General features: G+C 32.9%; 3 protein-coding genes and 1 pseudogene. All 4 read right to left on the reverse strand.

The window, feature by feature from the left end; genetic code table 11:
* Positions 1 to 83 precede the first annotated feature (83 nt).
* Positions 84 to 2,855, reverse strand: a complete 2,772-nt coding sequence (locus RWQ74_RS08465; RefSeq protein ID WP_314397860.1) for an AAA family ATPase — start codon at positions 2,853 to 2,855, stop codon at positions 84 to 86.
* A gap of 615 nt (positions 2,856 to 3,470) precedes the next feature.
* A complete protein-coding gene (locus tag RWQ74_RS08470) occupies positions 3,471 to 4,397 on the reverse strand; it encodes a nitronate monooxygenase (protein WP_314397861.1) in 927 nt (308 codons plus the stop codon).
* Between the two features lie 413 nt (positions 4,398 to 4,810).
* Positions 4,811 to 5,797, reverse strand: a complete 987-nt coding sequence (locus RWQ74_RS08475; RefSeq protein ID WP_314397863.1) for a putative sulfate exporter family transporter — start codon at positions 5,795 to 5,797, stop codon at positions 4,811 to 4,813.
* A 359-nt stretch (positions 5,798 to 6,156) separates the two neighbouring features.
* Positions 6,157 to 6,339, reverse strand: a pseudogene (locus RWQ74_RS08480) (hypothetical protein); the annotation flags it as partial.

A 6,339-nucleotide genomic window follows, 5' to 3' on the forward strand; every position in this document is an offset into this window, starting at 1 on the left:
TGGGTGGGGCTACCACATCGTCTCTTTTCGGTGGCATTACTACATCATCTTTTTTAGGGGGCGCTACCACGTCGTCATCTTTATTAACCATCCATTCTCTCCTTTACTTTTTCTATATCTTCATTTGTAATTTCATCAAGGTTATCTCCACCTTCACGCGCTATACGAGTTGACATATTAGTAATAATTTTTTCATTTATATTTCTTACCCATCGACCATTACTTCCATCATTATTTCTGTATAAATCTTTAATTACTTCTCCATAATATTCACGATCTAGTTCATAACCATATTTATCTAGTCCCAGAAGACCTATTTCCACTACTTCTTCTTCTGTATAATCTTCGAAATCAAATGTATTCGGAATTCTACTACGTAGTCCAGAATTCACATTTAAGAACTCTCCCATTTCTTTCGTGTATCCTGCAAAGATTATTACGATGTCATCTCTATGATCTTCCATAAACTTAAGAATCTCATCTAACGCCTCTTGTCCAAAGTCATTACCACTTCCGCTATTTAGCGCATATGCTTCATCTATGAATAATACTCCTCCTAACGCACTTTCTAAGATTTTTCGTGTTTTAGGTGCTGTTTGACCTATATATCCTGCTACTAAGTCTGTTCTACTTACTTCTACAAGTTTATTCTCAGCTATCACACCTTTTTGATACAGCACTTTTCCTACTAAGCGTGCCACAGTAGTTTTCCCTGTTCCTGGATTTCCTAAGAATAGAGAATGTAATGAGAATGATGAAGTCGATTTTCCTTGTTCAGCACGTTTTTTATTGATTTCAGCAAGAGCAATAAATTCTTCAACCTGCGTTTTAACTTTCTTAATTCCAATAAGTTTGTTGAGCTCTTCCATCTCATCTTTTTTAGTTCCATCATCTTCATATTTTCCGATATTTTTAACAGCCTTAATATCAATATTTTTAATTGTTGTAACATCATCTTCATCATTTTCAACTACTCGATTCGCTACTGATTTTAAGATACTTTCATTTACATTTCTAATCCATCTAGCATTACTCTTATCTAATGATGCTTTGTACGCATTCTTAACATAACTGTTATAATAAGCTTGATCTTCTAATACATAACTCTTACTTTCTAGATATTTATTACCAATTTGAACAATTTCATCTGGTGAGTAGTCTTCAAAATCAAATGTATTCGGTACACGAGATTTTAACCCTGGATTTGATTTTAAGAATTGATCCATTTCTTTTGTATAACCTGCGAAGATTATCATTATTTCGTCACGGTGATCTTCCATAAACGCTAATATTGTATTAATCGCTTCAATACCAAAATTCACGCTACCTTTTTTATCTAAAGTATACGCCTCATCTATAAATAACACTCCACCCAGCGCTTTATTTAATAACTTCTTAGTTTCTAATGCTGTACCTCCAACATTAGATGAAATTAAGTCAGATTCTTTCGCTTCTACAAAGACACATTTCCCGTCTCTTCCTGGTAAAACTCCTTTTTCAAATAAAATTTTACCCATTAAACGCGCAACAGTTGTTTTCCCCGTCCCTGGATTACCTACGAATACTGCATGCAAGGCTTGTTTTTCTGGAGTATGTCCTTGAGCTATTCTCTTATTATTGAAGTCAACTATGCGTAACATCTTAGATATTTCTTCCTTAACTCTTCTAAGTCCAATAAGATTATCAAGTTGTTGGATAGTAGGAACACTTTCTTTAACTTTTTCTGTTTGCTGATTGTTCTCTGTCGCTACAGTTTCCTCTTTTATTAGATTATTTAAATCAACAACTTCACTTGTATCATCAACTTCAAATTTTAAGTCTTTTTTTTCTATATTTTTTGTACTCAATATCCTCATTCGCATTAAGGAATTTTCAGCCGTACGCACATTAGGGTTAGATAACTTATTTAAAACTACTTCTTCTGCGTTTAAGACAGAATTATTATCAATAAATATCTCTACTTTTTTTAAACTCTCACCTTTAACATCTAACTTACCATTAGAAATACATAAACTAAAGTCTCTTATGAAAAGCGACTCTAATATCGTAGTATCATATAATTTTACACGACTATTAAATACAGTTACATTCGTTATCAAATTATTTTCTAGTTCTAAAACTGAATTATCTTTTATAAAAACCGCACTAGGATATTGCGGTTGTCGAATTTCAGAATTCTTTACTACAAAACTACTCTCACTTCCCCAAACAATAGGATAACGATTTTCTACATCTACTAGGCTTCCCTCTATGTATGTATCAATTATCTCTACTTTTGATTTTTTTGCATTTATCCCATTGCCTATATGATTAACAATTCTACTGTTCATTATGCTAACTTCTGAGTTATTACAGGTTACATTAGCTAAATTAGTACTATTTTTAATATTTAATGTACTACTATTTTCAACAGTTATGGCTCTTGATTTCCCCTCTAAAGTTAAGGTTAGATTATCTATTTCAACAAAACCACCATTACTCCAAACTAATCCATAATCATTATCACTTACTGTTGATCCTATGAGAGAACCTGATAAGGTTAATTTACCACCTTTTTGTATAACTATAACATTTCCTTCTTTAATAGAATATAGACATATATCCTCTATTACTACATCAGCATTTTCCGCTATTATAATTCGTCCGTAGAACGAACTATATAGCATTCGTCCACCATTCTCATCAACCTCAACATACCCACAGATAGTTATATTTTTATCAATCATCCAGTAATCACCGGATAAATCAAAGCTAAAACCTTTTTCAAACTCGATAATATCACCATCTGTAACGGCAGCATATGCATCCGCTAAATTCCATGTATCAGAACCATTACCTACTATATATCTTCCCATTCGAACTTTTCCTTTCATTTATTATCTATGTTATTTTGTATAATCTACTAATTATTTTAACAAACTAAAATTAATTTATTCCAGCATATAAAAATTAACTATTTAAATTTTTTCTAACTCTAAATATTCACTACTTAAAATTTAAATATTATTAAAATATTATACATTATTTACATTAAAGAATTATTTTATTTCATAAATAGTTTTTTTAAAAATTAATTTTTTAATAATAAAATAATAGTTATCCCTTTTATTTTAACAAAAAAGCCTGAATCATTCAACACGAACTTATACAAAATATAAATATATTGGTTATAAACATAAAAATTATCGATAATAAAAACAGCTTTTATATATTTTTTTCTATTCAATATTTCAATAAAAATATAAATTCATTATAGAAAAATATTTATCAATTCTAAACTGGGATAATTTTATCCTCTCCTAAAATTTTACCTATACTCTATAAAACAACTTAGACCCTCTTTAAAATTACTTATATTAATTACGTTAAAAAAATCTCTAAAGGTAAATGCCATATTTTTATAGCAAATATTCCTTTAGAGACATTTTTGTTAATTTCATTTTTCAACTTCAAAAGCATTCTTACATTCTTTATATTTCTGTACCATTCAATACTTCTTTTGCTTTTTTTACGATATCTTCTATTATGTTTTTAACAGAGCGAATTTCATTAACTAGCCCTGCTATTTGTCCTGCCATTACTGAACCATTTTCTACATCACCATCATAAACGGCGCGCTTTAATGACCCTAGCGTTAGCTCTTCTAATTCCATAAGAGTTGAAGATTGTTCTTCTAGTTCATGATATCTTTTTGTAAGTTCATTTTTAATACCACGCACAGGCGCTCCAAATTTTTCTCCGGTTAAGGTAGTCGATGTATCGACCGCTTCTAAGATCATATTTTTATATGCATCTGTCACCGGACATTCTTCTGAAGCTAAGAATACAGTTCCCATCTGAACTCCACTCGCTCCTAAACAATATGCCGCAGCCATTCCACGGCCATCAGCAATACCACCAGCCGCAATCACAGGAATATTCACCGCACTTGTTACCTGTGGTAATAATGCCATAGTAGTGCTACTTCCAACGTGTCCTCCAGCTTCCATCCCTTCTACAACAACAGCGTCACAGCCTAATTCTTCCATTTTCACCGCAGCTTTCACAGAAGGAATAACCGGAATAACTTTTATCCCCGCTTCTTTTAAGCGTGGCATGAATTTTCTAGGTGTTCCCGCCCCTGTTGTGACGATTTTGACACCTTCTTCAATAACAACATCAATTATCTTATCGATATTCGGCATCATAAGCATTAGATTAACTGCAAAAGGTTTGTCAGTCAATTCTTTGCACTGTTGGATCTCTTTACGTAGTTCTTCAGGACTTACTCCCCCTGATGCCAGTATTCCTAACGCACCAGCATTAGATACCGCTGAAACAAGCTCATGTCTCGCTATTTGAGCCATCGCCCCTTGAAAAATTGGATATTTAATCCCTAGTAAATCTGTAATTATCATAATAGTTCTCCTTTGTGTTTAAATTACATAACCTTACTTCTTTATATCTCTATATTGTTCCAAATATAACAAAACACTACGCATATACTCAACAGAATATATACGTAGCATCTGCATATTATAACTCCGTAAAGGTTAATAACACTAATTTCCTCTACTCACATTGTACTATTTCTCTTAATCAACTGTCAAGGGAGTGATTCAAAAATCGCGATTTCATAGAATCGATTTTGTTGAGTCAACCCCACGCAGGTTATTAGATATCTAAAAAACTTTTATAAAGCGAATTTAGGTATCAATAAACCACCGCGTCTATGAGCCCCCATATGAACTCTGTTAAATTTAAGGACTTTTGGAGCAGCTCCTATTTAGCTTTCTATTTGTATTTTTATCCAATTTAGATTATCCTACTTTTAAAAAATAAATCTAGCAACTGCGTAACAAACTATCATCAAGATTACAGATGATAAGAAGCACGCTGTGAATACTCGTACACCACGTTCTTTAATAACTTTAAAGTTAACGCTCATACCGAGAGCTGCCATCGCCATACCTAAGAAGATATACGCTGCATCAACGAAGTAAGGCGCTAGCGGTTTTAAAAAAGTAACATAGCTTCCTAAAATACTCATAAAGATAAACCCTAGGATAAAGTACGGCATAGGAACTTTACCTTTCGTCTCATCTTGAGTCTTTTTATTAACTACAATCAGCACGCCTGCCACAACAATCAACATAAGAACACGTGATAACTTAGTAAGAATCGCAGCATCAAGAGCTACTTGCCCCCCTGCACCTCCTGCTGCAACTGCATGAGCTATTTCATGAAGACTTCCTCCAGTAAATACACCGTAATTATACGCATCCAAACCTAAATAAGGTTGCAACGTCACCTCTACTAAGGTAAACACTGTACCAAGTATCGCTACTACCGCAACAGCAAGAACACTATTATCAGTTTTCGCACGAAGTTGACCACTTACCCCCATGACAGCCGCAGCACCACATATACCACAACCACATGAAGAAAGTAAGGCAAGTTCGTGATCTACTTTAAATGCACGACACATAAAGTACGTTAAAGTTATCATAAACAGCACAATAAAGAAGGCAACGACTAATGTTTTCTTACCTTCAGCTAGAAGCCTATCTAACGCCAACTTAAATCCTAATAAAATTATCCCAAGGCGTAAGAACTTATTACTTATGAACGGAATATCCGCCTTAACCTGTTCTTTCAACCCTTTCGACATTTGTAACGCCATACCAATAACAAGGGCAATTACCAAATGCCCAAAAAGTTTTAATGCCGGCACTTGCGCAAGATATTTCGCAGCTAACGAAATAACTAACATTATACCTAAGGTATAATAAAAATTAATACTCTTAAATCTACTCATACGAGTTTCCCCTTTTATAATATTTGTTAAAAAGTACATATAGTTTAATTATACTACTTCCAATACTTCTCTTCAAGGAATCATAAAAATTAATAACGTCCATCAATAGTTTTTCAATGAAAATTTCAATAAGTTTCTAAAATCTATAACAATAAAAAAAGGGAGTGCCTCAAAAATCATGATTTCTTAAGAAACAAGATTTTGTTGAGTCACCCCCACAAAGTTTATTGCATATTTAAAAAACTTTTATAAAGCAAATTTAGATATCAATAAACTTCTACGTCTATGAGTTATCATATACACGTTGTTAAAATTTAGGGCTTTTAGGTCAGCCCCATCTCTAAAAATTTTATTATTTATTATCCTAATAACAAGAATAAATAGTGAGCTATAATCCCAGCCGCAATTCCCCCGATAGTATGAGAAAGAATTGCTTTTGAAGATAATTTTCTAACTCCAAGTGCATCCATCATACCTATGTGTGTACTTAAGTATCCACTCCAACACATTCCCATCGCTGTAAATACTGCGATATCATTTGG

Source organism: uncultured Gemella sp. (assembly GCF_963525165.1).
In the GTDB taxonomy this organism is placed as follows: Bacteria; Bacillota; Bacilli; order Staphylococcales; family Gemellaceae; genus Gemella.